Consider the following 24,690-nt stretch of genomic DNA (forward strand, 5'->3'; position numbering starts at 1 on the left):
AGCGTAACCAGGGCCGCCCCCGGCCGCATCGGACGCGGGGTCCGCACCGCCGGGGGGAGCCGGCGGCGCGGACCAGGTCAGGCGATGTCCCGCCGCCGCATCGTCCAGAACGCGGCCACGAGCGCACCCACCAGGGCCACGCCGAACACCACCGCCGACTGCTGCCAGGTGACCATGTACGTGGCCGGCTCGCAGGCGCCCTGGGAGAACTGGCAGGTGTCGTAGTCGAACAGCTCCGCCTGCTTCAGGAACCACGACTGGGCGTACGTGGAGAGCACGTACCGGTCACCGAACTGGACGCCGAGCACGGCTACCGCGATCCGGATGCCGATCTCGCTCACCGCGAAGATCCCCACCGCCGCGCCGAGGGCCATCGCCGTGTGCCGGCCCAGCGAGGCCAGCGCGAACCCGATCGCCGCCACGAGCAGCGTCATGCCCAGCGCGCGCAGCCCGTCCAGCCCGATCGACTGCCACACTCCGGCGGTCATCTTCGCGGTGCTGCCGCGCTGGCTGGCGATCAGCCAGAACGCCGCCGTCCAGAGGGCGCCGAGCACCACGGTCAGGCCGAACACGGTGGTGAGCAGGGCGGCCAGTTTAGTACCCAGCACGGTGAGCCGTTTCGGCCGCCAGAGCAGCAGGTTCATCATCCCGCCGGTGTTCCACTCGGCGCCCACGAAGGAGGCGCCGACGATGAAGCCGAACAACGCCACGGAGGCGGCGAACACGGCGATGAACAGGGGGAACTCGGCCCGGAAGTCGAACTGGTACGGCAGGTACCATTTCGCCTCGAACATGTCGGGCTGCGGCTGGTAGTCCTTGCCGCAGTTCGGGCCGTACCGTTCCTCGGTCTTCTCGCCCCGGGCCGCAGCGGCCTCACACTCGGCGATGGTGCGCTTCCACTCCGTCATCGCGGTCTGGTAGTCGTTGTTCGCCTTGGCCTCGGCCTCGGCCACCGCGGCGGGCGACAGCTTCTCGCTGGAGAAGCTGAACGCGGTCGCGACTGTGGCCAGGCCGACCACCAGCAGCACGAGCATCAGCCGGGTCACCCGGCGCTTGCCGAGCCGGCGCAGCTCGGTGACGAACAGGCTCATGCGCCCCAACCTCCTGCGGTGCCGGTCTGGTCGACCTTGGCGGACTGATCGACCTGACGGTGCTGGCCGGGGACCGGCGCGGTGGCGGTCAGTTCGAGGAAGACGCTCTCCAGGTCGACCGCGACCGGGGTGAGCTCGCTGACGTAGAGGCCCTGCTCGGCGAGGAGCCGGCTGACGGTGGCCGGCTTGTCCACGCCGGACAGCACCAGGTGGTCGGGCTCGGTGGCGACACGGACCCCGGCGCGGGTGAGCGCGTCGGCGCCCTGGGGCAGGTCGCTGACCGCCTCCAGGCGGACCCGCACGGAGGCCTGGGAGTGGGCCGCGAGCACCTGCTCGACCGGCCCGAACGCGACCCGGCGGCCGAGCGAGATGATGGTGACCGAGTCGCAGATGAGCTGGATCTCGCCCAGGATGTGGCTGGAGAGCACCACGGTCATGCCGTTCTCGGACAGGTCCCGCATCAGCCCGCGCATCTCCCGGATGCCGCCCGGGTCGAGGCCGTTCGCCGGCTCGTCGAGGATCAGCAGCTTGGGGTTCTTGAGCAGCGCGGAGGCCACAGCGAGGCGCTGCTTCATGCCGAGCGAGTAGGTCTTCACCCGCTCGCCGGCCCGGTCGCGCAGCCCGACCAGCTCCAGCACCTCGTCCACGCGCTGCTTGGGCAGCTCACCGGCCTGGGCCAGCAGGCCCAGCGTGTCCCGCGCGGAGAAGTGCGGGAAGAACTGCGGACTCTCCACGATGGCGCCGACCTGCCCGGCGACTGCCGGCAGGGCGTGCGGCAGCTCCTGGCCGAGGATGGCCATCCGGCCGCCGTTGGGCCGGATCAGGCCGAGCAGCGTACGCAGCGTGGTGGTCTTGCCCGAGCCGTTCGGGCCGAGGAAGCCGTGCACCTGGCCGGCCTCGACTCGCATGTCGAAGCCGTCGAGCGCGTGGCGGACCCCGCGTTTCCGGCTCCGGTACGTCTTGCGGAGACCTTCGATCTCCAGGACAGCCGACACAGCTGACCTCCCCCGATAAGTAGGCGTCAGCGACACCATACGCGGTATGCACCCGAAGGCAATACCCGGTATGCAGTGTCGGCGTGTCGGGTGAGGTCAGGCGCAGACGACGTGCACACCCGCGTCGCGGAACGCCGCCACCACGTCGGGGGACGCGCCGGAGTCGGTCACCAGCGTCTCGACCCGGTCCACCGGGCAGATCCGGGCGAACGCGTGCCCGCCGAGCTTGGAGGAGTCAGCTATCACGACGACCCGCTTGGCCCGCGCGACCATGAGGCTGTTCATGGCCGCCTCGCCCTCGTGGTGGGCGGCGGCGCCGAGCTGCGGGTCGATCGCGTCCACGCCGAGCAGCGCGACGTCCAGCGTGACCTCGCGCAGCAGCGCCCCGCCGAGCGGGCCGACCAGCTCGAACGACTTCGGCCGGACCACGCCGCCGGCCACCACCACCTTCATCCGCGAGCGCACCAGCAGCTCGTTGGCGATGTTCAGCGCGTTGGTGACCACCGTGAGCTGGGCGCCCTCGGCGCTCGTGTTGAGATCGGGGCGGACCGCGAGCGCCCGCGCCACCTCGGTGCTCGTGGTGCCGCCGTTGAGACCGACGACGGTGCCCGGCGACACGAGCGCGGCGGCCGCCGCGCCGATCCGCTGCTTCTCGGCCGAGTGCTTCGCGGTCTTGTAGCGCAGCGGCAGGTCGTAGGAGACGCCGTTGGCGACCGCGCCACCCCGGGTACGGGTGATCATCTGCTGCTGGGCCAGCTGGTCGAAGTCGCGGCGGATGGTGGCCTGGGAGACGTCGAGCCGCTCGGCCGCCTCCTCGACGGTGACCCGCCCGCTGTCGGTCAGCATCTCCAGCAGCGCGTTCCAGCGCGCGTAGCGGTCCACCGCGGGGCCCTCCCCAGACTGTGCGTGAACGGTGATCGGTTGCGTGCACACTAGTGCGCGAAACTGGGTCCGCGCAAAACCCTGCGCTGCGCGAACTGGGAGACGGTTGCCACGACCACCCCACTTCGCGCAGAATGACGCGCGAAAGGCGGCCGTATCGCGCCGTATTGCGCAAGGTCTCCCCGGCGAGGAGTTGTCATGGCGTACGTGCACGCGGAGATCGCGAGCCAGCCCGACTGCTGGCGGGAGGCGGCGCGACTCGCCCCGACCGTCGCCGCGCACCTGCCGCGCCCCGGCGAGCGGGTCGCCGTGGTCGGTTGCGGCACGTCGTGGTTCATGGCCACGGCGTACGCCGGGCTGCGCGAGGCCGCCGGCCAGGGCGAGACCGACGCGTTCCAGGCCAGCGAGTTCCCGGCCGGCCGCCGGTACGACCGGCTCATCGCGATCACCCGCTCCGGCACCACCACCGAGGTGCTCGACCTGCTCAGCGCGCTGCGCGGGCGGATCCCCACCACGGTCCTGGTCGGCGACCCGGACTCGGCCGCCGTCACGCTCGCCGACGCCACAGTCGCGCTGCCCTTCGCCGACGAGCGGTCGGTGGTGCAGACCCGCTTCGCCACCACCGCGCTCGCGCTGCTGCGTGCCCACCTCGGCGAGGACCTCGGCCGCCTGGCCGCCGACGCTGAGGTGGCCGTACGCGCCCCGCTGCCGATCGACCCGGCCGGCATCGAGCAGGTCACCTTCCTCGGCCGCGGCTGGACCGTCGGGCTGGCCCAGGAGGCCGCGCTGAAGTGCCGCGAGGCGGCCACGTTCTGGGCCGAGGCGTACCCGGCAATGGACTACCGGCACGGCCCGATCTCGGTCGCCGCGCCCGGCCGGCTGGTCTGGGCGCTCGGCGAGATCCCGGACGGCCTGCCCGAGGACGTGGCCGCGACCGGCGCCGCGTTCGTGCACAGCCGCACGCACGGCTGGCGCACGGTGCTGACGAGCTGGTCGGCCGGCCGCAACCCGGTCGACCCGATGGCCGACCTGATCCTTGCCCAGCGCTTCGCGGTCGCGCTCGCCACGAGCCGCGGCCTCGACCCGGACGCGCCCCGCCACCTCACCCGGTCCGTGGTCCTGGCGTGAGTGCAGGCGACGAGGTCGTCGTCGCGCTGGACGTGGGCGGCACCGGGATGAAGTGCGCCCTGGTCCGGCCGGACGGCACGACCGTGCACACCGAACGGCACGCCACCGGCGCGCAGCGCGGCCCGGAGGCAGTGGTCGGCACGATCCTCGACGTGGCCGAAGGGCTGGCCGGCAAGGCCCGCGCCGACGGCCGTACGCCGGTGGCCTGCGGCATCGCCGTTCCCGGTGTGGTCGACGAGGCGCGCGGCGTGGCGGTCTGGTCGGCGAACGTGGGCTTCCGGGACGTACCCCTGCGGGAGCTGGCGGGCACGCGGCTGGGACTGCCCGCGGCGCTCGGGCACGACGTGCGTGCCGGCGGCCTGGCCGAGGCGCGGCTCGGGGCCGGACGGGACGCCGGCCACGTCCTGTTCGTCGCGATCGGCACCGGCATCGCCGCCTCACACGTGGTCGACGGGTCGGCCGCCACCGGCGCGCACGGCGCCGCCGGGGAGATCGGCCACATCCTGGTACGTCCCGGCGGCCCGCGCTGCGGGTGCGGGCGGACCGGCTGCCTGGAGGCGGTGTCGTCGGCCTCGGCGATCGGGCGCCGGTACGCGGAGCTGTCCGGCGCGCCCACCACCGCCGCCGAGGTGGCCGACCGGGCGGCCGCCGGTGAACCGCTCGCCGTGGAGGTGTGGCAGGAGGCGGTCGAGGCGCTCGCCGACGGACTCGCCACCGGGCAGGCGCTCTACGATGTCTCGACGGTGGTGCTCGGCGGCGGGCTGGCCCAGGCCGGTCCCCGGCTGTTCGACCCGCTGCGGGTGGCGTTGCGCGAGCGGCTGACGTTCCACCGCGAGCCGCGCCTGGTCGCGGCCGACCTCGGTGACGAGGCCGGCTGCCTGGGCGCCGCCCTGCTGGCCCTGGACACCCTGGCGAAGGAGAGTCGATGACCCGGCGCGTGACCGGCAAGGTGGTGACCCCGACCGGCGTCATCCGGCAGGGTTGCGTGGAGATCGCGGACGGGCGGATCACCGCTGTCGCCGAGTATCCGTCGGTGCGTGACGGGCACTGGATCGTGCCGGGCTTCGTGGACATGCACACCCACGGCGGCGGCGGGCACACGTTCACCACAGGCGACCCGGAGTCGGCGCGGCAGGCCGCCGCGTTCCACACCGGGCACGGCACCACCACGCTGCTGGCGAGCCTGGTGAGTTCCCCGTTCGAGCTGATGCGCGACGCCACCGCCGCCTACCGCCCGCTGGTGGAGTCCGGAGTGCTCGCCGGCGTCCACTTCGAGGGCCCGTACCTGTCCGCCGACCGCTGCGGCGCGCAGAATCCGGAGTTCCTGCGCGACCCGTCGACCGCCGAGCTGACCGAGCTGATCGAGCTGGGCGGCGGCGCCGTCCGCATGGTCACCATCGCTCCCGAGCGGGACGGCGCCACCAAGGCGATCGAGCTGCTGGTGTCGCACGGCGTGGTCGCGGCGGTCGGGCACACCGACGCCACCTGGGAGCAGACCCGGGCGGCGGTGGCCGCGGGCGCGAGCGTCGGCACCCACCTGTTCAACGGGATGCGCCCGGTGCACCACCGCGAGCCCGGCCCGGTGGTGGCGCTGCTCGAGGCCCCGAACGTGGTGTGCGAGCTGGTCGCCGACGGGGTGCACCTGCACGACGGCATGCTCGGCTTCGCCACCTCGGTGGCCGGCCCGGAGCGGACCGCGCTGATCACCGACGCGATGGCCGCCGCCGGGATGCCCGACGGCGAGTACGAGCTGGGCGGCCAGGCGGTCACCGTGTCCGACGGGGAGGCCCGGCTCAGCCACAACGGCGCGATCGCCGGCAGCACGCTCACCATGGACGCGGCGCTGCGCCACGCGGTCGGCGCGGGCGTGGCCCTGCCGGACGCCTGCCGGATGGTCGCCACCACCCCGGCCCGCGCGATCGGTCTGGGCGACCGGGTGGGCGCGCTCATCGCCGGGCTGCGCGCCGACCTGGTGATGCTGGACGACGACCTGAACGTGGTACGGGTGATGCGCGGCGGCGACTGGGTGGAGTGATCCGCCCGGGCGTCAGACCGTTGGCACCTCGACGCCGAGCACCGCCTGCTCGTCCGGGCGGTGCACCAGCACGTCGGCCAGGTACGACTGCACCGCCCGGCGCATTCCGACGTCCCGCCCGGCCTGCTCGGAGAGCAGCCACTTGTGCTCGATGATCTGGGCGAACAGCTCCTGCGGCTCCAGCTTGCGGCGCAGGTGCGCGGGCACCGCCCGGACCACCGGCTCGAAGACCTCGGTCAGCCAGCGGTGCGCCGCCTGCTGCTCGTCGGTCAGGTCGCTCTCCAGCCGGTAGGCGTCCAGGTCGTTGAGGAGCTTGCGGGCCTGGTTCTCCTCGGCGTCCAGGCCGGTCAGGCGCAGCAGCCGCCGGGTGTGGTAGCCCGCGTCCACCACCTTGGGCCGGACCAGGTAGCGCCCGTTGTCGACTGTCGACATGGCCACCTCGGCCACGTCGAAGCCCAGCTCGTTGAGGCGGCGGATGCGGCGCTCGATGTCGTGCCGGGCGGCGCGTTCGACCTGCTGCTCGTAGGTGATCTCGTGCCAGAGCCGCTCGTAGCGCCGCACGACCTCCTCGCAGACCACCTCCGGGTCGATCGACTCGTGCAGCAGGCCGGCGGCCTGGAGGTCGAGCGCCTCGCCGAAGATGTTGACCCGGGCGATCTCCAGGTCCTCGCCGCGCTGGCCGTTGGACAGCGACGGGTACAGCGCCCCGGTCTCGGCGTCGACCAGGTAGGCGGCGAACGCGCCCGCGTCCCGCCGGAACAGCGTGTTCGACAGCGAGCAGTCGCCCCAGAAGAACCCGGTCAGGTGCATCCGCACGATCAGCGCGGCCAGCGCGTCCAGCAGCCGGTTCATCGTCTCCGGGCGCAGCGTGTTGGAGAACAGCGCCCGGTAGGGCAGCGAGAACTGGAGGTGCCGGGTGATCAGCACCGGGTCCAGCGGCTCGCCGTCGTCGGTCTGCCGGTCGGCCACGATCGCGATGGCCTCGACCGACGGGAAGTCGATCCGCTCCAGCGCCCGCAGCAGGTCGTACTCGCGCTCGGCGACCCGCTCGCCGGTCTCCTTCACCGCGTAGACGTACCCGCCGAGCCGGACGAACCGCACGATGTGCCGGGAGATGCCCTGCGGCAGCGCCACCAGGTGCTCGGCAGGCCACTGCTCCAGCGGGGTCGACCAGGGGAGGTCGAGCAGCGCCGGGTCGACGAGAGCCGAGGTGATCCGCACGGCAACCAGTGTGACCGCTGACCCCCGCGCCGCGCTTCCCTTCGTGGCTGGGCACACAGCCGCCGATGCCCGCGCCGCCCGGCCGCCGCCCGCGGCCGGTAGCGTGGTCGCGTGCGTCAGACCTCGGGGGTACGCGGTGACCTGCGGCTGCGGCCGGTCCGGCCGGCCGGGTGGTGGTTCGACGGGCTGCTGCTGGCGGCAGTGGTGGCGCTGACCGTCGCGCTCGCCTCCGGTCACCTGTTCGGCCTCGACCGGGCGGTCGCCGACTGGTCCGACGACAACCGCCCGACGGCTGCCCGCTGGGTGGCGATGACACTGAACCTGCTCGGCCAGGGCACCCCGCTGACGCTGCTCGCGGCCGGGCTGGGCGTGCTGCTGGCGCTGCGGCTGCGATCGGTGCGGCCGCTGCTGCCGCCGGTGGCCGGGTTCGTGCTCACGTTCTTCACGATCGGCCCGCTGAAGGTGTGGACGGCCCGCCCGGCGCCGAGCGCCTCGGTCAAGGAGCCGTTCCTGTCGCCCGAGCAGACGCTGCCGCTGTTCCAGCACGACCTGCCGGTGCGGTTCGCGCAGTCGTACCCGTCCGGGCACGTCGCCAACGCGATCGTCTGGTACGGCGTGCTGGCGCTGCTGCTGGCCCCGCTCGTGCGCACGTTCGGCCGCACCGTGCCGCCCCGGCTGGTCACAGTGGTCCGGGTGGTGCCCCCGGCGGTGGTCTTCTGCACCACCGTCTACCTGGGCTGGCACTGGCTGACCGACTCGGTCGCCGGGTTGCTGCTCGGCCTGCTGCTGGACCGCCTGCTGCGCCGGGTGCCCTGGAACAACCTGCCGCTGCCGGCGCGGCTGGGCGGCTGGGCCCGGCCGGCGGAGCATCTCGGCTAGCAGTCCGCCTCTTGTCTCGGCGCATCCACGCCGGTATACATTTAGCAACCTTAATAGTTAAGTTTGTTAAATGTAGGAGGTGCGCGTGCTGGCGAGACGAATCAGCCGCTGGCTGTCGGCCGGCGCCGCCGGTCTGCTGACCGCGATGATGGCGGTGGTCGTGGCCGCCCCGGACGCCCGCTCGGCCGCCGCCGACGACGAGGCGTGCCGGCCCGACGGGCTCTACCGCACGACGGGAGTGTCGGTGCCCTACTGCACCGTCTACGACACCGCCGGCCGGGAGAAGATGGGCGCCGACCACACCCGCCGGATCATCGGCTACTTCACCAGTTGGCGGACCGGCCGCAACGGCGCTCCCGCCTACCTGGTCAACCAGATCCCGTGGCAGAAGGTCACCCACATCAACTACGCGTTCGCGCACGTCGACGGCAACAACAAGATCTCCGTCGGCAACCCGGCCGCCCCGAACAACCCGGCCACGAACATGACCTGGCCCGGCGTGGCCGGTGCCGAGATGGACCCGGCCCTGCCGTACACCGGGCACTTCAACCTGCTCAACAAGTACAAGAAGCAGAACCCCGGAGTCCGTACGCTGATCAGCGTCGGCGGCTGGGCCGAGACCGGCGGCTTCATCGACGACAGCGGCAACCGCATCGACTCCGGCGGCTTCTACCGGATGACCACCACCGGCACCAACACGGTGAACACCGCCGGCATCGACACGTTCGCCGACTCGGTGGTGACGTTCCTGCGCACGTACGGCTTCGACGGGGTGGACATCGACTACGAGTACCCCACCTCCAACAACAAGGCCGGCAACCCGCTCGACTTCGCCCAGGCCGACGCCAAGCGGGCCGGTCTCAACGCCTCGTACCAGGTCCTGATGCGCACGCTGCGGGAGAAGCTCGACCGGGCCGCCGCCACCGACGGCAGGCACTACCTGCTCACCGTGGCCGCGCCCGCGTCCGGCTGGCTGCTGCGCGGGATGGAGTCCTACCAGGCGTTGCAGTACCTCGACTACGTCAACGCGATGTCCTACGACCTGCACGGCGCGTGGAACCACTTCGTCGGGCCGAACGCGGCGCTCTACGACAACGGCGACGACGCCGAGCTGGCCGCCGGCGGCGTGTACGGCGCGTACTCCGGCATCGGCTACCTGAACACCGACTGGGCGTACCACTACTTCCGGGGTGCGCTGCCCAGCGGCCGGGTGAACATCGGCGTCCCCTACTACACCCGGGGCTGGCAGGGCGTCACCGGCGGCACCAACGGCCTGTGGGGACGGGCGGCGCTGCCCGACCAGACCAAGTGTCCGGCCGGCACCGGCGGCTCGATCGGCTCCACCACCCCCTGCGGCAACGGCGCGGTCGGCATCGACAACCTCTGGCACGACCTCGACGCCGCCGGCAACGAGGTGCCCGGCGGCGCCAACCCGATGTGGCACGCGAAGAACCTCCAGGCCGGCATCACCGGCGACTACCTGGCCGGATACGGCCTCACCCCGGCCACCGACCCGGCCGACCGGATCAGCGGCAGCTACGCCCGTAACTACTCGGCCGCGCTGGTCGCGCCCTGGCTGTGGAACGCGGAGAAGAAGGTCTTCCTCTCCACCGAGGACGACCAGTCGCTGGCTGCCAAGGCCGACTACGTCGCGGCCAAGGGCCTCGGCGGCGTGATGATCTGGGAACTCGCCGGCGACTACGCCTACGACTCCGCCAAGGGCCAGTACGGCATGGGCGACACGCTGACCACGCTGCTCTACGACCGACTGAAGGCCGCACCGGCGTACGGCGCCCGCAAGGCGGGCATCACCATGCCCACCCGGACGCTGGACGTGGCGGTCGGCATGGGCGGCTTCGCGCTCGGCGACAACAACTACCCGATCAACCCCGAGCTGCGGCTGACCAACAACACCGGCGCGCCGATCCCGGCCGGCGCGCACCTGGAGTTCGACTATCCCACCACCACCCCGGCCACGCTCAGCCAGCAGTCCGGCTGGGCGCTCACCACCGTCACGACCGGCCACACCGGCAGCAACGTGGGCGGCCTGAAGGGCGACCACAACCGGGTACGCCTCACCGTACCGACCGCGATAGCGCCCGGCTCGTACGCCGAGGTGACGCTCAACTATCAGCTCCCGATCTCCGGTCCGGCCAACTTCACGCTCGCCTTCGGCGGCCAGACGTACGCGCTGGCCGGGGACTGGGCACGTGGTGGCGAGGTGGTCACGCCGTCGCCCAGCCCGAGCGGTTCCGCCCCGCCCGGCGGGGGCACCTGCACCGCGCCGGCCTGGTCGGCGGCCACGGCGTACTCCGGCGGTGCAACCGTCTCGCACGCCGGACGGACCTGGAGCGCGAAGTGGTGGACCCAGGGCGAGACGCCGGGCAGCGCCGCGGTCTGGGCCGACCAGGGCGCCTGCACGGGCTCCCCGACGCCGACCGCCTCCCCGACGCCCACCGGCTCGCCGTCACCCACCGGTGGTGCGTGCGCCGCGCCGGCCTGGGCCGCGGGCACCGCGTACCCCGGAGGCGCTGTGGTGTCCTACGGCGGACACCGGTGGACCTCCCGGTGGTGGACCCAGGGAGACGTGCCGGGGACCAACAGCCAGGGCGTGTGGACCGACAACGGGCCCTGCTGAACCCGATCCCGGTGCCGCCGGCAGAATCCTGCCGGCGGCACCGGCCGTTCACCCCGGGCACCTGGGACGCCGGTGTGGAAGGCCGGCACGGCGCTCAGCCGGCCGGGCGGATCTCCACGATGCTGATCCGGGTCCGGGTGCTGTAGGTCAGCCTGCGGCGGTGGTCGTCGTCCTCGGGCCGCACCGCCACCTGGATGCGGATCTGGGTGCCCTTCGGCAGCTCGACCCGTTCGTCCGGCGTACTCACCACGAACACCCCGCCGGTGGTCTCCGGGTCGATCGACACGCGCTCCTGCCGCAGCAACGGGGTGTCGTTCTCCGCGTCCCCGGGCCGGGTGTACTCGGCGCGTATCCGGACCAGGTCGTCGCGCCGCAACCCGCGCAGGTCGACTGTCGCCTGGACGCTGACCAGCCCGGCCTCCGGCACGGTCCAGTGGTACAGGCCGGTGGCCCAGCGGATGGCGTGGAACCGGTCGGTGGTGTCGAGCGTGTCGCCCGCGTGCGCGGTGCTGTGGAAGGTGGCGATCACGTCCCGTTTCGTGGTCGTGGACGTCTTCTCGCCGATCATCGTCGCGAAGTCGCCGGCGGTGCCACGGAACGCGTCCGCGTCACAGGTGTGCTGGCGGCCGATGATCGCCGAGTCGGTGAACTGCCAGATGCGCGGCGTCTCCGCCGGCTTGCCGTATCGGGTCCAGCCCGGGCCGGAGTCCCCGCCGGCCCGCGCGTACGCGGCCTTGAAGTCCTCGGCCACCCGGTACGGGTAGTCGGCGTTCCAGCGCGGGAGGTCACCCAGGTCGTCGTCGCCGTACTGGCCGCGCGAGGCGTACATCACCGCCACCTTGCCGGTGCGTTCCTCCAGTTCCCGGCCCACGTCGACGCCGATGTGCGGGGGCACGTCGTCGGTCGGCCAGCGCTCCAGGTCGATCTGCCAGAAGAACCCGTCGTACGTGCGCCACCAGGGGGTGTGCTTGTCGGCGTAGTCGACGGCGGTGGCGGCCTGGTCCTCGATGGAGACGTCGGAGTGCACCACCACGTACATGCCCAGGAACGGGATGCCCGCGTCCTTGGCCGCAGTGAGCATCACCCCGTAGTACTGGCTGTGGAACGTGCCGTCGCGCGACTGTTCCGTGCCCTTGTAGGTCATGAAGTCGATGCCCGCGGCCCGGGCGTCCCGGATCCGGTCGGCGGTCAACCCCCGGTCGACGTCGTAGTCACTCGCGTCCCAGCCGAACAGCGTCATGTGCGGTACCTCCCGCGATCGCGGTGAAGTGGTTCCCGGAACTGCCGGAGCCGATTCGAGGGCACCTTTGCCCGATCGACGCGGAAAAAATCTGATCATCGCCATCGGACAATCGGCACGGAAGCATTTGCAAACCGCGCCTGACCTGCGTAAACGACTCTACCGATGGCGTCGACAATCGACCACCGCTGAGCGCGGATTATTTATGCAAATCATTTTCGTCAATTTGCGACTCGCGGGCACCTGCCGTTCACCCGAGCACTTTAGGCTGCCGGTGTGGAACAGCTGGCACGGCGACTCGGCGTACCCGACGCGGTCGTCATCGGTCTCGGCTCGATGCTCGGCGCGGGCGTCTTCGTGGTCTTCGCCCCGGCCGCGGCGGCGGCCGGCGGCACCGGCCTGCTCGTCGCGCTGGCGGTGGCCGGTTTCATCGCCTACTGCAACGCCACCAGCTCGGCCCGGCTCGCCGCCCGCTACCCCGAGTCCGGCGGCACCTACGTCTACGGCCGGGAACGCCTGCACCCGTTCGCCGGTTTCCTGGCCGGCTGGGGGTTCGTGGTCGGCAAGACCGCGAGCTGCGCGGCCATGGCGCTGACCGTCGGGGCGTACCTGTGGCCGGGGCGGGCGCGGCTCGTCGCGGTCCTCGCCGTGGTGGCGGTGACGGCGGTGAACCTGCGCGGGATAGGCAAGACCGCCACCGCCACCCGGGTCCTCGTCGCGGTGGTGCTCACGGTGCTCGCCGTGGTCGCGGTGACCGGCGCGCCGCAGGTCGCCGCCGACCGGCTCACCGCACCGGCGGGGATCGGCGCGGGCGGCGTGCTGACCGCCGCCGGCCTGCTGTTCTTCGCCTTCGCCGGATACGCACGGATCGCCACGCTGGGCGAGGAGGTACGCGACCCGGAGCGCACCGTCCCCCGGGCGGTGCCGCTGGCGCTCGGCGCGGTGCTGGCGATCTACCTGACGCTGGCGGTGGTCGCGCTCGGCGTGCTCGGCGCCGACCGGCTGGCGTCCACGGACGCGCCGCTGGTCGAGGTGGTGACCGCCGCCGGGCACCCGGGGCTGGCCTGGCTGGTCCGGGCCGGTGCGGCAGTCGCGGTGACCGGGGTACTGCTCTCGCTGGTGGCGGGCGTCGGCCGGACCACGCTGGCGATGGCCCGCCGCCGGGACCTGCCGGGCGCGCTGGCAGCGGTGCACCCGCGCCACCGGGTGCCGCACCGCGCCGAACTGGCGGTGGCCGTCGTGGTGATCGCCGTGGTGACGGTGGGCGACATCCGGGGCGCGATCGGCTTCTCCAGCTGCACGGTGCTGGTCTACTACGCGATCACCAACGCGTCGGCGCTCACGCTCGGCCCGGACCCGGACCGGCACGTCCCGGTACGGCTGCTCGCCGCGCTGGGCCTGGTCGGCTGCCTGGTGCTCGCGGTCAACCTGCCGCTGCCGAGCGTGCTCGTCGGGTTCGGCGTGCTCGCCCTCGGCGCGCTCGGGTACGCCGTCCGCAGGCGTCGGCCGGCCTGACCGATCCGACGCGCCCGGTCACTCCTGCGGGCGGCGCGCGGCGGGCGGGCCGGTGGGTGCCGGCGGCGGCGCGGGCGTGGTCTCCCGGAGCAGCGCGGTCAGCCCGGCCCGCCGGGCCACCACCGTCAGCCGGTCACCGGCCTGGATCACCATGCGCGGGTCGGCCGACCAGTCGGCCTTCTGGTTCGGGCGGGTGTACGCGAGCAGGCGTACCTCGCCAGGCCGGGCCACCGCGCTCAGCGGACTCCCGTCCAGCGGCGAACCGGCCACCACCGGCACCTCGGTGACCAGCAGCGCGTGCCGGTCGACCGGGATGGTGGCGATCACCGCGCGGTCGAGCAGCGCCGCCGCGAACGCCGGCGCGGCCAGATAGGACACGCTGCGCGAGATGCCGATGCCGAACGCCTGCTGGATCCGCTCGGCGAAGTCGCCGTCGAACAGCCGCAGCACCACGCGCAGGTCCGGGTCGAGGGACCGGGCGATCAGCGCGGCCCGCAGGTTCGTCCCGTCGTCGGTGGAGACCACCACGAGCGCCTGGCAGGTGTCCACCGAGGCGGACCGGAGCGTCTCCTCCCGGCCCGCGTCGCCCACGATCAGCGGCACGCCCAGCCGGTGCGCCAGCGCGGCGCCGCGTGCGTCCGGGTTCTTGTCGATCGCCACCACCTCGACGCCGAAGTCGTGCAACTGGGCCATCACCCGGGTGCCGATGTTGCCCAGCCCGACCATCACCACGTGCCCGGAGCGGTCCGGCTGGACCCGGCCCGCGTGCAGGGCCAGCCGGGCGTTGACGATGCCGTCGACCACCGCGGCAGTGATCAGCGGGATCAGCGCCAGCCCGGCCAGGTTGAGCACCACCTGCATCACCTGGGCGGCGACCGGCTTGTTGACGTCCGGGTCCTGGCCGGTCAGCGTGGTGACCAGCGTCAGGTAGACCGCCTCGCTCCAGCTCACGTCGGCGGCCCGGGCGTTGAGCCAGCCCAGCGCCGCGATCACCCCGAGCAGCACCAGCACCGCGATGCCGATCTTGCGGGTGGCGAAGTGGCGGACCGCGCGCAGCAGGACGGCGACCGGCTGCCGGCGCCGCCGCGCCCGTACCAGCCGCCGTGCGGCGACCTCGGTGCCCGCCGGCCGCCCGGTCGCCTCGGCCAGCACCACGTCGGCCGCCGCCTCGTCGGCGGGCAGCACCCGGACCAGGTCCGGATCCGTGGTGACGGCCAGGCCGCAGACCACGTCCTGCGGGCGTACGTCGTCTCGGCGGGCCACGTAGAGCGTGCGCCCGGCGTGCCGGAAGTGGGTCGGCGCCACCTCGCCAAGCGCGGCGGCCACGAAGGCGGGCGCGGCCATCGAGGCGTCGGAGAGCACCGCCGAGTCGGGGAAGAGCTGCCGCAGCCCGTCCGCCAGGTTGGTGTTGAACATCCGCACCACCAGGCGCAGCCGCGACTCGACCTCCTGGGCGCACAGCGCGGCGTGCATGTTGCCCACGTCGTCCTGGTGCAGCAGCGCCAGCCCGGCCGCCCCGGCCAGCCCGGCCCGGCGGAACGCGGCCTCGTCCAGCCGCTCCGCCGTGACCACCCGTACCCCCGGCACGTCCCGCCCGTCGGGGCCATCGGACCGGCGGCGGCCCGGCACCACGAGCGTGACCCGCACCTGGCCGTCGGCGCTGTCGGTGGCGAGCAGCGACCGGACCACCCAGTAGGCGAGCGGATCGGAGCCGCAGACCACGTAGTGGGGGCGTTCGTCACCGTTCATCCGGAGCCGCCAGCCGGTCGCGCGGCGCGCGCGGTCGCGCAGTGGCTCGGCCATGTCCGGATCGTAGTCAGCCGCTCGCGATGTGCGCAGCCCCGGCGATCATGAACGCATGTCGGGCCCGGGTCCGGGTAGAGCACCGGCATGCAGACGTTCCTGCCGTATCCGGACTTCCTGGCCAGCGCGCGCACGCTGGACCAGAAGCGGCTGGGCAAGCAGCGCGTGGAGGCGATCCAGGTACTGCGCGGGCTGACCCGGCCGGACTACGGCTGGCGCAACCACCCCGCGGTGAAGATGTGGGCCGGGTACGAGGAGGCGCTGACCCGGTACGGGCTGGACATGTGCGCGGTGTGGTGCGAGCCGGGCCGGGCCGACACCTGCGCCGGCACGCTCGCCACCGATCTCGCGACTGCCTGCGGCATCTCGGTGATCCGCACCCAGGACGAACTGGCCGCCGCCGGTGAGCTGCCGCCCTGGCTGGGCCGCGACGACCTGCACCGCAGCCACCGGTCGTCGCTGCTGCGCAAGGACCCGGTCCACTATGCGCCGCTCTTCGGCGATGTCTCCCCCGACCTGGAGTACGTCTGGCCGCCGTCGGACCGCCCGCGCCGCTGCCTGCCGTGAACGCCCCGCCGACGCGTACCCAGCGGGTTGCCGCCCCGACCGGCAGACTGTGAGCACCGCCGACTGGAGGATGCCCCGTGGGTCTGTCGCAAGTGGTAGGTCGCCTGATCGGCGTACGCGAGCACGTGGTGGACCCGGGCGGCGGTGGCCCCGACCGCGTGCCGCGACCGGTCGCGGCGCTCGTGGTCGGCGGCGGCATCGCCGGCATGTCGGCGGCTGTGGTGCTGGCCGAGCGTGGGGTGGCCGTGACGGTGCTGGAGGCGGCGCCGCACCTCGGCGGACGGCTCGGCGCCTGGCCGGAGGAGTTGCCCGACGGCGTCCAGCGCAACGAGCACGGCTTCCACGCGTTCTTCCGGCAGTACTGGAACTGGCGGTCGATCCTGCGTCGGGTCGATCCGGAGCTGGGCTTCCTCAAGCCGATCCCGGGCTATCCGATCCTGTCCGAGCAGTGGCCGACCGAGGAGTTCGGCAAGCTGCCGCCCGCGCCCCCGGCGAACCTGCTGGCGCTGCTGCTGCGCAGCCCCAGCCTGCGCCTGGCGGACCTGCGGTCGATGGACCGGGACGCGGCGCTGCCGCTGCTCACCTACGACCCGGTACGCACCTACGAGGAGTTCGACGAGCGGACCGCCGACGAACTGCTCACCTCGCTGCGGCTGCCGGACCGGGCGCGGGCCATGCTGTTCGAGGTCTTCTCGCACTCGTTCTTCAACCACGAGGCGGAGATGTCGGCCGCCGAGATGATCGCGCAGTTCCACTTCTATCTGCTCGGCAACCCGGAAGGGCTGGCCTTCGACTGCCCGGACCGGGACTACGGCACGGCGATCTGGGAGCCGCTGACCCGGTACGTGGAGAAGCACGGCGGCCGGGTGCTGACCGGCGCGGCGGCGGCCCGGCTGGACCGTACCCCGGCGGGGTGGCGGGTGACCGGCGCGGACGGCGACGCCTGGGAGGCGCCGCACGTGGTGCTCGCGGTGGACCCGCCCGCGCTCGCAGCGCTCGTCGACGCCTCCCCCGGCCTGGCCGGGGCGGCGCCCGAGCTGGTGGCGCGGATGCCCGCGTTCGGCCGGTCCGGCCCGCCGTACGCGGTGGCGCGCTACTGGATGGACGGGGACGTCCGGGCCGACCGCGCGGTGTTCAGCGGCGTCTCCCGGCAGCCCACGCTGGACTCGGTGACGCTCTACCACCGGCTGGAGGACGAGCCCCGCCGCTGGGCCGAGCGGACCGGCGGCTCGGTGGTGGAGCTGCACGCGTACGCCTGCGAGCCGGACGTGCCGGCCGACGAGCTGGCCGCCCGGATGCTGCGGGAGCTGACCGCGCTCTGGCCGGAGGTGGCCGGCCTGCGGGTACGCGAGCTGCGCGCCCGGGTCGAGGCGCAGGCGCCCGCGTTCACGCCCGGCAGCCACGCGTGGCGTCCCGGGGTGGAGACCGACGCGCCCGGCCTCTACCTGGCCGGGGACGGCATCCGCATCGAGTTCCCGAGCGCGCTGATGGAACGGTCGGCGGCCACCGGGATCATCGCCGCGAACCACATCCTGCGGGTCGAGGGGGCGGCGGCCGAGCCGGTCCGCTCGATCCGGCCGCGCGGGCTGCTGGCCGGGCGGGCCGCACCGAAACGGTCATAAGCGGCCAAAAACGCCTCTACGCTCGACTGATCCGGTGACACGGGAGGTCGGGCGGTGAGCACCGCGACGCGGGATCGGCGCGACGAGGAGCACGGCACGCCACGGGACGAACGGACCGCGGTGGTCACCGCGCTGCGGCTCGGCTGGTCGATGGCGGACGCCTACCACCACGCGCAGACCGCCGACCTGACCGGGGACGGGCACCCGCAGACGCCGGCGCCGCCGAAGCTGTCGAACCTGACCGAGCTGGCCGGGCGGCACCGGCTCGGCATGTACCTCGACGGCGTGGACGTGGCGCTGGCCCAGATCGCGCCGCTGACCCCGCCCGGCCGTACGGTGCCGTCCGCCGCCGCCGCCCGTGGTGCCACCGGGGCCGACCGGGAACCGCTGCTGCGGGCGCTCGACGACCTCAACATCGACGTGCTGCGGTGGACCATGGCGACGAACCACCGGGTCGGGGTGGCGTACCGGCTCGGGCGCTCGCTCGCCGACACCGTCCGGCGCGGCGACGCCGACCAGCTCGCCGCGCGCTTCGGCGGCCGGCACCTCCAGATCAGCAGGTGGCTGGACGAGCTGGCGAGCGTGCTGCCGCCGTACTCGGCCGCCGTGGTGCGCCGCTCGCTCGCCGCCTGGGCCACCGCTGTCGGCCGGGCCACAGTGGGCGATCCGGGCGAGGCCGGGCTCGCCGAGCTGGCCCGCGAGCTGCGCAACCAGGGCGACCTGTGGCAGGACGTCCTGACCGGCGGCCTGCACCCGCGCGACCTGCTGGACGAGGAGAACTGGGCGGTGATCGCCCGCAACGTCGTGATCCGGGACCGGAAGCTGGTGGCGCAGGCGGCCCGGGGCATCTTCTGGCCGGTGCTGGCGCCCCTGCTCGTGGTGCTGCTCGCGGTCGTCGGGGTCAGTGCCGCCGCCGCGGCCGGCTCCCCCACCACCCGGGCGGCGGTGGCGCTCGTCGGCCTCGGCGCCGGGCTGACCGCGATCTGGCGGTCGATCTCCACACCCACGCTGTCGGTGGCGGCCGAGGTGAACCGCCCGCTGCTGGACAGCGAACTGGTGGTGCAGATGACCGCCCGGATCGACAGGCCGCTCACCGCCGCCCGGCGGGCCGGGCGGGCCGGACGGCAGCGGCGGCCCGCCGACGACGGATCGAAATACGTTGCCCGTGATTCCCGAATCGATCTACCGTGAGCGCGCAAGGTCAGCCACCGTTCCGGGAGCCGTCGATGTCGCTGCGATACGCCACCACGAAGACGTCGTGGCTGCTCGGCGACGGCTGCCGGGAACACGGTCCCTGGCCCGGAGGCCACGACTGACGCGTCTCGCGTCCCCGTCGTCGCCGCCCGGTCTTGTGGACCGGGCGGCTTTTTCGTCGCCGTACCGCCGATCGTGAAGGGAGAGCCCGGTGGACGCCGTCCTCGTCATCAACGCCGACCTCGGCCCGCTGCACCGGGTCACCGTCAAGCACGCGATCCGGATGCTCTGCCGCCGGGTCGCCGAGATCCACGAGGCCGAGCCCGACCGGGTGATCGGCGTCTTCCCGCTGCCGCGGGTGGTCCGCCTCGTCCGGTACGTGGTGACCCGCTGGCGGTTCAGCGCCGGCCCGGCCTGGTCCCGGGCCGGGGTGCTGGCGCGCGACCGGCGGCGGTGCGCGTACTGCGACGGTGCGGCCAGCACGATCGACCACATCCTGCCCCGCTCGCGCGGTGGCCGGAACACCTGGGGGAACACCACCGCCGCCTGCTACGCGTGCAACCAGCGCAAGGGTGACCGGACCCCGGCCGAGGCGGGCATGCCGCTGCGGCGGGAGCCGGTGACGCCGAGCTGGGCCGCGCTGGCGCGGTGACGGACGGCCGGCGGGCACAGGGGGCGGTGTCGGGGGTACGCCCCGGCGCCGCGCCCGCCGGTCCCACCATGCCCTAGGTGCCGAGACGCCGGGCCAGCCCGTCGAGCAGGAGGTCCAGCCCGCCACCGAACTCGTCCTCCGGTGCGACCGCACCGGCCGCCCGTGCGGTCTCGGCGAGCAGGGGGAACTCGTCGCGGGGCAACGCCGCGATGACGGCCGTGCCGGGCCCGGCCAGCGCGCCGAGGTGTTCCATCTGGATCGCGCCGATCACGTAGCCGAGCAGGGCGCGGAACGCGATCACCCGCCCGGCGCCGGTGAAGCCGGCCCGGGTCAGCACCGCGAGCACCGCTTCGCCCCAGCGCAGGATCGCCGGTGAGCGGTGCCGGTGCGCGGGCAGCAACGGGACGACCGCCGGATGGGTCCCGACCGCCCGGCGTACCCGGCCGGACAGCTCCCGGATGCCGTCCGGCCACGGGACGTCGAGCGGCGGGCGGGTGTCCACCCGGTCGAGGACCCGCTCGACGACGAGCGCCTCCAGTTCGTCGCGGTCGGCGACGTAGCGGTAGAGGCCCATCGTGCTGGTGCCGAGCTGCGCGCCGACCGCGCGCATGGTGAGGCCGGCGAGGCCGTCCCGGTCGAGCACCGCGAGCGCCGCGTCGGCGAGCTGGGCCGGAGTCAGGGAACGGGGACGGGGCATGGCCTTGACAGCGTACAAGATACGCCTACGGTTGTAGGAGTACGTCGTACGCCTACAACGGGAGCGCGCATGGACGTCGTCCCCCCTCGCCACCTCACCAGCGTGACCGGCGCCCAGGTCGCCCTGCCGGACCCGGACCGCCTGGTCCACCTCCAGTTCCGCCGCTTCGCCGGCTGCCCGGTCTGCAACCTCCACCTGCGCTCGATCGTCCGCCGGCACGCCGAGATCGAGGCGGCCGGCGTACGCGAGGTGGTGCTCTTCCACTCCCCCGCCGACGAGTTGCGCGAGCACGTCGCCGACCTGCCGTTCGCCGTGGTGGCCGACCCGGACCGGCGGCTCTACCGGGAGTTCGGTGTGGAGTCGGCGCGACGGTCGCTGCTCGACCCGCGCGCCTGGCTGCCGATCCTGCGTGCCGTGGTGACCGGCACCTGGCACGTCCTGCGCGGCCGGGAGCGACTGCCGTCCCGCACGCCGCACGGCGGCCGGCTCGGGCTGCCGGCCGACTTCCTGATCGCGCCCGACGGGCGGGTGGTCGCCGCGAAGCACGGCGAACACGCCTCCGACCAGTGGTCGGTGGACGAACTGCTGGCCCAGGTCAGTGGGAGCCGGTCGGCACGCTGACCGCCGGATCGCCGGGGTGTTCCCGCAGGAACGCCTCGGCCCGGGGCGCGTCCCGGAGGATCTGCCAGCAGGCGAGCGCGAACATCACCACGGTGACGCCGGACAGGACGAACCAGATCGGCGCCAGGCTGAGCAGCAACTGGCCGAGGTTCATCGTCGCCAGACCGCCGAACAACGGCACGAATCTCCGCTGCCGGATCAACTGCTCGGCGGTGGTGCGCAGCCAGGGCAGGTCGTCCGGGGAGTCCACCACGCCGCGCCGGACGGCCCGGACCAGTTCGCGGCGACGGCGGAAGGTCACCGCCCAGAGCCGCGACTCACGGTCGGCCCGATAGCTACCGCTGCGGACCATGCGGACCAGCGCGACGATTTCCAGCCCCAGACCCAGCACCGCGAGAACCAGGCCGGTCACCTCCACCCAGTCGGGCGGGTCGCCGCGTTCCAGCCAGCTACTCGGGAACGCACCGTCCGCCATCAGCCCGACCAGCAGCGACGCCAGCGCGAACGTCAACACCGTGCCGACCAGCAGCAGCCGGACACGGCGGCGCCCTCGCTTGATCTTCCGACGTTCCGAATCACCGTCCACGATGGCCCCCGTTCGACGGCCGGAACGTACCCGCCGGGGGATGCCGGTCAAACGGCGGTCAGCGCGTGGCGGGCGGGGTCCAGCCGAAGCGCGGCGGCCGGCGCTCGTTGATCGCCGCCACCCCTTCGCGGGCCTCGCCGCTGTCCCGCACCTGGGCGTGCCACCAGGCCAGCCGGTCGGCGTCGGCGCGGCCGTCGACGATCTCCTTGGCGGCGGTCACGGTGAGCCGGGAGCGCTCGGCGACGGTGGCGGTCAGCGCCGCCACCCGCCCGGCCAGCTCCCCGGCCGGCAGCACCTCGTCGACCAGGCCGATCCGCAGCGCCCGGTCGGCGTCCACCAGCTCGCTGGTGAACAGCAGGTGCTTCGCCGCGGACGGGCCGACCAGCGCGGCCAGCCGCCGGGTGGTCGGCGCCGGGTAGACCAGGCCGAGCCGGGCCGGGGGTACGCCGAACCGGGCGTCCGCAGCGGCCAGCCGCAGGTCGCAGGCGACGGCGAGCTGGCAGCCGCCGCCCACGCACGCCCCCTCGATCGCGGCGACCGTGGGGCGGCCGAACGCGGCCAGCCGTTCCTCCGCGGCCACCGCGATGCTGCCGTCACCGGCCGCCAGCAGCTCGTCCAGGTCGCCCAGGTCCGCGCCGGCGCAGAACGTGCCGCCCGCGCCGGTCAGCACAAGCACCCGTACCGCCGGGTCGGCCTCCAGGCCGTCGAGCAGCACCGGGAGCTGCCGCCACATGGCCGGGGTCATGGCGTTGCGCCGGGCCGGGTTGTGGATGACGACAGTGGCCACCGGGCCGTCCAGGGTGACGGTCAGTTCCGCGTCGGACATGGGTCCGACCGTAACGGTCGGGGCCCGGCGACCACCCACGTGGGGTGGCCGCCGGGCCCCGGGGTCGGGCGGTCAGGTCAGGAGACGTTGAGCGCGGTGTCGTCGACCACGAACGACGTCTGCAGCGAGCTGTCCTCGGTGCCGGTGAACTTCAGCGTGACGGTCTGCCCGGCGTACGCCGCCAGGGAGAACGACTTCTGGCTGTAGCCGCTGGCCTTGTTCAGGTTCGAGTAGGTCGCCAGCGTGGCCAGCACCGAGCCGGACGAGTTGAGCACCTGCACGTTCAGCTTGTCGTACTGGACGCTGGTGGTGCTCTCGGCCGAGTCGATGTGCAGCCAGAACGAGAAGGTGTACGCGGAGCAGCCGCTCGGCAGGCTCACCGACTGCGACAGCGTGTCGGTGCGGGTGCTGCCGTAGCCGTTCAGCCACGCGTTCCACGTACCGGTGCGGGTCGGCTGGCCCTGCGAGCCGTACTGACCGATGACGCCGGAGGTGGTGGCCCAGACCGTGTTGCCGGACTCGAAGCCGGGGTTGCCGAGCTTCTGACCCGCGCCGGTGCAGCCGCCGCCGACGCTGCTCACGGTCAGCGAGTACGTGGCGGACTTCGTGCCCGACGCAGCGCTGCCGGTGACCGTCACCGAGTAGGTGCCGGCCGGGGTGCTGGAGCTGGTGGAGACGGTGAGCGTGGACGAGCCGCCCGAGGTCACCGAGGCGGGGCTGAACGACGCGGTGGCGCCGGTCGGCAGGCCGGACGCGGAGAACGTCACGGTCTGCGCGGTGCCGCTGGTGGTGGACGTGGCGACGGTGGCGGAGGCCGATCCACCCGCGGTGACCGACCCGGAGGTCGGCGAGAGCGAGACGGAGAAGTCGTTGCCGGTGGAGCTGCACGGCGCGTCGTTGCCGGCCACGTTCACCGCGGTCCACGCCGCCTGGACGGTCTTGTACTCGGTGGAGCAGTTGCCGTACAGGTCGGTCGCGGCCCGCAGGGTGTACGCACGGGCGGTGTTGGCCGGGTTGCTGGTGTTGACGTACGAGGTGTTCGAGGTGAAGTACACGTCGAGCGCCCGGTACCAGATCTTCTCCGCCTTGGCGCGACCGATGCCGGTCACCGCCGGGGCCGAGCCGCAGACCGGCGAGGTGCCGTACGCGGTGGCGCCGGTGCCCTCGGCGAGGTTGAAGAAGAAGTGGTTGCCGACACCGGAGGAGTAGTGCACGTCCTTGTTCTTCGTGCTGGTGGACCAGCAGGAGTCGGACGAGCCGTCCAGCGACGGGTTGTACATGTAGCGCAGCGGCGTACCGTTGCCGTTGATGTTGATCTTCTCACCGACCTGGTAGTCGCCCGGGTCGCTCGGCGCGGCGGCGTAGAACTCCACCATGTTGCCGAAGATGTCGCTGGTGGACTCGTTGAGGCCACCGGACTCACCGGAGTAGACCAGCCCGGCCAGCGCCTCGGTGACGCCGTGGCTCATCTCGTGCCCGGCCACGTCCAGCGAGACCAGCGGGCGGGAGTTGCCCGAGCCGTCGCCGTAGGTCATCTGGGAGCCGTCCCAGAACGCGTTGACGTAGTTGTTGCCGTAGTGCACCCGGCTCGGCACACCCTGGCCGTTGCCGAAGATGCCGTTGCGGCCGTGCACGTTCTTGAAGTAGTCGAACGTCTTGGCGGCACCGAAGTGCGCGTCCACCGCGGCCGACTGCCGGTTCGAGGTGGCGCCGTTGCCCCACGCGTTGTCCGCGTCGGTGAACGTGGTGCAGGTGGAGGTCCCGTTGTTCATGTCGCAGGTACGGCCGTTGCCGCGTACCGGGTCGATCATCTGGTACGTGCTGCCGCTCAGCGTCGTGTCGATGGTGACCGAGCCGGTGTAGATGCCCTGGCCGGTGCCGGCGACCGTCTCGATCTCGTCGTACGAGCCGATCACCTTGCCGGTGGTGGCGTCGGTGATGACGTGCAGCTTCGACGGCGTCTGCTTGTCCGCCTTCCAGCCCGTCGCGACGGTCTCCCAGGCGAGCCGGCCCTTGCCGCTGCTGGCGTCGACGAACAGCTCCGGCGCGCCGACCGAGGTGAGCGACCCGGAGAACGTCTTGCGGGCGCTGGCCTTGGCCGCGTCCGCACCGACCTTCGCGGTGGTGCTCAGGGTCAGCGGGGCGGAGAGGCTGACCGATGCGCTGGTCATGGTGCCGTTCGGGGCGGTGTGGATGACGAAGTCACCGCCGTACACGCGGAGACCCTGGTAGGTCCGGCTGTACCGGGTGTGCGCGGCCCCGGAGGGGTCGACCTTGGTGCGGACGGCCTGATAGGCCTCACCGCCGGCGCCCTGGACGACGCCGGGGTTGGCGCGCAGCAGGCTCGCGGCCTTGGCTGCGGCCGAGGTCTCGGGGCTGGTGGCGCTTGGCGCTGCCGCTTGCGCCGAGGTGGTGACGCAGGCCAGCACGCCGCTGGTGAGCAGCGCTGCGCTGACGGCGGCGACGGATCTTTTCACGGGCCCTCCTGGAAGGCGAAG

General features: G+C 73.1%; 21 protein-coding genes. 11 read left to right on the forward strand and 10 right to left on the reverse strand.

Annotation, left to right across the window (positions count from 1 at the left end):
- Positions 1 to 77 precede the first annotated feature (77 nt).
- From ACN27D_RS11370 to ACN27D_RS11380, 3 genes are all read right to left on the reverse strand, one after another.
- A complete protein-coding gene (locus ACN27D_RS11370) occupies positions 78 to 1,091 on the reverse strand; it encodes an ABC transporter permease subunit (protein ID WP_421499076.1) in 1,014 nt (337 codons plus the stop codon).
- Positions 1,088 to 2,086 (reverse strand): ATP-binding cassette domain-containing protein, encoded by a 999-nt coding sequence (locus tag ACN27D_RS11375; RefSeq protein ID WP_421499077.1) that lies wholly within the window; start codon positions 2,084 to 2,086, stop codon positions 1,088 to 1,090. The genes ACN27D_RS11370 and ACN27D_RS11375 overlap by 4 nt, the downstream gene beginning before the upstream one ends.
- A gap of 96 nt (positions 2,087 to 2,182) precedes the next feature.
- Entirely contained in the window at positions 2,183 to 2,968 is a 786-nt protein-coding gene (locus ACN27D_RS11380; protein WP_120572866.1) for a DeoR/GlpR family DNA-binding transcription regulator, read from the reverse strand.
- 198 nt (positions 2,969 to 3,166) lie between these two features.
- Here ACN27D_RS11380 and ACN27D_RS11385 point away from each other — a divergent pair, with 198 nt between their 5' ends.
- Genes ACN27D_RS11385 through nagA form a run of 3 tightly spaced genes read left to right on the forward strand, consistent with a single transcriptional unit; the run spans position 3,167 to position 6,131 of the window.
- Positions 3,167 to 4,096, forward strand: a complete 930-nt coding sequence (locus ACN27D_RS11385; protein WP_357900347.1) for an SIS domain-containing protein — start codon at positions 3,167 to 3,169, stop codon at positions 4,094 to 4,096.
- The gene (locus ACN27D_RS11390; RefSeq protein WP_421499078.1) at positions 4,093 to 5,025 is read left to right on the forward strand and encodes an ROK family protein; all 933 of its coding nucleotides are present in this window, start codon (positions 4,093 to 4,095) and stop codon (positions 5,023 to 5,025) included. Before ACN27D_RS11385 ends, ACN27D_RS11390 begins: the two co-directional genes overlap by 4 nt.
- Complete coding sequence (gene nagA / locus ACN27D_RS11395; RefSeq protein ID WP_121683854.1) at positions 5,022 to 6,131, forward strand: N-acetylglucosamine-6-phosphate deacetylase; 1,110 nt, start codon at positions 5,022 to 5,024, stop codon at positions 6,129 to 6,131. The genes ACN27D_RS11390 and nagA overlap by 4 nt, the downstream gene beginning before the upstream one ends.
- A gap of 12 nt (positions 6,132 to 6,143) precedes the next feature.
- Here the strand turns inward: nagA and ACN27D_RS11400 are convergent, their stop codons facing one another.
- Positions 6,144 to 7,352, reverse strand: coding sequence for a DUF4032 domain-containing protein (locus ACN27D_RS11400; protein WP_120572862.1), 1,209 nt, complete (start codon positions 7,350 to 7,352; stop codon positions 6,144 to 6,146).
- A 141-nt stretch (positions 7,353 to 7,493) separates the two neighbouring features.
- Here ACN27D_RS11400 and ACN27D_RS11405 point away from each other — a divergent pair, with 141 nt between their 5' ends.
- Positions 7,494 to 8,231: a phosphatase PAP2 family protein gene (locus ACN27D_RS11405; RefSeq protein ID WP_358174315.1), complete on the forward strand. Its 738-nt coding sequence runs from the start codon at positions 7,494 to 7,496 to the stop codon at positions 8,229 to 8,231.
- An 85-nt stretch (positions 8,232 to 8,316) separates the two neighbouring features.
- A complete protein-coding gene (locus ACN27D_RS11410) occupies positions 8,317 to 10,869 on the forward strand; it encodes a chitinase C-terminal domain-containing protein (RefSeq protein ID WP_421499079.1) in 2,553 nt (850 codons plus the stop codon).
- 94 nt (positions 10,870 to 10,963) lie between these two features.
- Here the strand turns inward: ACN27D_RS11410 and ACN27D_RS11415 are convergent, their stop codons facing one another.
- The gene (locus ACN27D_RS11415) at positions 10,964 to 12,109 is read right to left on the reverse strand and encodes a hypothetical protein (RefSeq protein ID WP_358174128.1); all 1,146 of its coding nucleotides are present in this window, start codon (positions 12,107 to 12,109) and stop codon (positions 10,964 to 10,966) included.
- Between the two features lie 276 nt (positions 12,110 to 12,385).
- On the opposite strand from ACN27D_RS11415, the gene ACN27D_RS11420 reads away from it, so the two are divergent.
- Positions 12,386 to 13,624 (forward strand): APC family permease, encoded by a 1,239-nt coding sequence (locus ACN27D_RS11420; RefSeq protein ID WP_421499080.1) that lies wholly within the window; start codon positions 12,386 to 12,388, stop codon positions 13,622 to 13,624.
- An 18-nt stretch (positions 13,625 to 13,642) separates the two neighbouring features.
- Here ACN27D_RS11420 and ACN27D_RS11425 read toward each other — a convergent pair whose 3' ends face one another.
- Complete coding sequence (locus ACN27D_RS11425; protein WP_393379395.1) at positions 13,643 to 15,427, reverse strand: potassium channel family protein; 1,785 nt, start codon at positions 15,425 to 15,427, stop codon at positions 13,643 to 13,645.
- Between the two features lie 87 nt (positions 15,428 to 15,514).
- Here ACN27D_RS11425 and ACN27D_RS11430 point away from each other — a divergent pair, with 87 nt between their 5' ends.
- The 4 genes from ACN27D_RS11430 (at position 15,515) to ACN27D_RS11445 (ending at position 19,462) form a co-directional block, all read left to right on the forward strand.
- Positions 15,515 to 15,994: an MSMEG_6728 family protein gene (locus ACN27D_RS11430; RefSeq protein ID WP_121683858.1), complete on the forward strand. Its 480-nt coding sequence runs from the start codon at positions 15,515 to 15,517 to the stop codon at positions 15,992 to 15,994.
- 77 nt (positions 15,995 to 16,071) lie between these two features.
- Positions 16,072 to 17,616: an FAD-dependent oxidoreductase gene (locus tag ACN27D_RS11435; protein ID WP_421499081.1), complete on the forward strand. Its 1,545-nt coding sequence runs from the start codon at positions 16,072 to 16,074 to the stop codon at positions 17,614 to 17,616.
- 54 nt (positions 17,617 to 17,670) lie between these two features.
- Positions 17,671 to 18,807, forward strand: a complete 1,137-nt coding sequence (locus ACN27D_RS11440) for a hypothetical protein (protein ID WP_421499082.1) — start codon at positions 17,671 to 17,673, stop codon at positions 18,805 to 18,807.
- 214 nt (positions 18,808 to 19,021) lie between these two features.
- Positions 19,022 to 19,462, forward strand: coding sequence for an HNH endonuclease (locus ACN27D_RS11445; protein ID WP_128138148.1), 441 nt, complete (start codon positions 19,022 to 19,024; stop codon positions 19,460 to 19,462).
- Between the two features lie 73 nt (positions 19,463 to 19,535).
- Here ACN27D_RS11445 and ACN27D_RS11450 read toward each other — a convergent pair whose 3' ends face one another.
- Positions 19,536 to 20,159: a TetR/AcrR family transcriptional regulator gene (locus ACN27D_RS11450; protein ID WP_421499083.1), complete on the reverse strand. Its 624-nt coding sequence runs from the start codon at positions 20,157 to 20,159 to the stop codon at positions 19,536 to 19,538.
- 69 nt (positions 20,160 to 20,228) lie between these two features.
- Here ACN27D_RS11450 and ACN27D_RS11455 point away from each other — a divergent pair, with 69 nt between their 5' ends.
- A complete protein-coding gene (locus ACN27D_RS11455) occupies positions 20,229 to 20,780 on the forward strand; it encodes a peroxiredoxin-like family protein (RefSeq protein WP_421499084.1) in 552 nt (183 codons plus the stop codon).
- Here ACN27D_RS11455 and ACN27D_RS11460 read toward each other — a convergent pair.
- From ACN27D_RS11460 to ACN27D_RS11470, 3 genes are all read right to left on the reverse strand, one after another.
- Positions 20,755 to 21,366: a hypothetical protein gene (locus ACN27D_RS11460; RefSeq protein WP_421499085.1), complete on the reverse strand. Its 612-nt coding sequence runs from the start codon at positions 21,364 to 21,366 to the stop codon at positions 20,755 to 20,757. The genes ACN27D_RS11455 and ACN27D_RS11460 overlap by 26 nt on opposite strands.
- Positions 21,367 to 21,424: 58 nt before the next feature.
- A complete protein-coding gene (locus tag ACN27D_RS11465) occupies positions 21,425 to 22,192 on the reverse strand; it encodes an enoyl-CoA hydratase/isomerase family protein (RefSeq protein WP_358174110.1) in 768 nt (255 codons plus the stop codon).
- Positions 22,193 to 22,269: 77 nt separating this feature from the next.
- Entirely contained in the window at positions 22,270 to 24,669 is a 2,400-nt protein-coding gene (locus ACN27D_RS11470; protein WP_421499086.1) for a M4 family metallopeptidase, read from the reverse strand.
- Positions 24,670 to 24,690 lie beyond the last annotated feature (21 nt).

The organism is Micromonospora sp. WMMD1274 (genome assembly GCF_049179035.1).
Classification (GTDB): Bacteria; Actinomycetota; Actinomycetes; order Mycobacteriales; family Micromonosporaceae; genus Micromonospora; species Micromonospora tulbaghiae.